Source organism: Paracraurococcus ruber, from assembly GCF_004353985.1.
In the GTDB taxonomy this organism is placed as follows: domain Bacteria; phylum Pseudomonadota; class Alphaproteobacteria; order Acetobacterales; family Acetobacteraceae; genus Paracraurococcus; species Paracraurococcus ruber.
Map to the genome: position 1 here is coordinate 1 of NZ_SMOA01000629.1, position 853 is coordinate 853.

The window sequence follows — 853 nt, forward strand, 5'->3', positions numbered from 1 at the left end:
AGCGGCGACCCGCCGAGGTGCCCGGCCGGGGGGCGGCGCCTCGCCTCCCGGTCCCCGCGCCCTGCCCTATCGCCCGCCCGGCGTCGCCTGGGGCAGGTCGCCGGTGCTCAGCAGCCAGGCCAGGCGGTGCCGCAGGGCGGACCGGGCATGGGCGCGCGCCGCCGCTTCCGCCGCCTCGCCGTCGCGCCGCTCCAGCGCGGCGAGGATGGCGCGGTGCTCGGCATGCGCCGCCGCCGCCCGGCCGCCGCGGGTGAGCAGCGAGGGCAGCAACGCCATGGTGGCGGAAAGCTGCTCCAGGCTGCGAAGCAGGTAGCGATTATGCGCGGCCAGGTAGAGCAGGCCGTGCAGCCGCTGGTTCACCTCGGCAAGGCAGGCGGGATCGGCGAAGGCGGCGGGCTCGTCGGCGACGATCCCGGCCATGGCGGCCAGCTCCGCCTCGGTCGCGTGCTGCGCCGCGAGGCGGGCCGCCGCGCCCTCCAGGATCTCCCGCATCACGTACAGCTCCATCACCCCGGCATGGTCGGGCCGGGTGACGGTCAGGCCGCGGCGCGGCGCATGCGTCAGCAGCCCCTCCGCCTCCAGCCGGGCGATGGCGCCGCGGACCGGGGTGCGGGAGACGCCGAAGCGGGCGGCGAGGTCGGTCTCGGTCAGCCGAAGGCCGGGCGGCAGGGTGCCGTCGCGGATGGCGGCGCGGATGCGGCCATAGGCTTCCTGGCCCAGGTCGCGCCCGGTTTCGCGCGGCATCTCCCGCCTCGGGGCCAGGGCGCCAGCCGCGGCGCCGCCGGCCAGGGGCTGCGCGGCCGGATGGGCGCCGGCCATGCCTGGGCGGCCGCCGGGGTCGGCCCTCGCCTCG

1 protein-coding gene is annotated in these 853 nt (G+C 79.0%); it reads right to left on the minus strand.

Annotated features, from left to right (window positions below; genetic code table 11):
- Positions 1-66: 66 nt before the first annotated feature.
- Positions 67-853 (minus strand): GntR family transcriptional regulator (locus E2C05_RS32190; protein WP_205083286.1); only part of this gene is annotated, 787 nt, incomplete at its 5' end.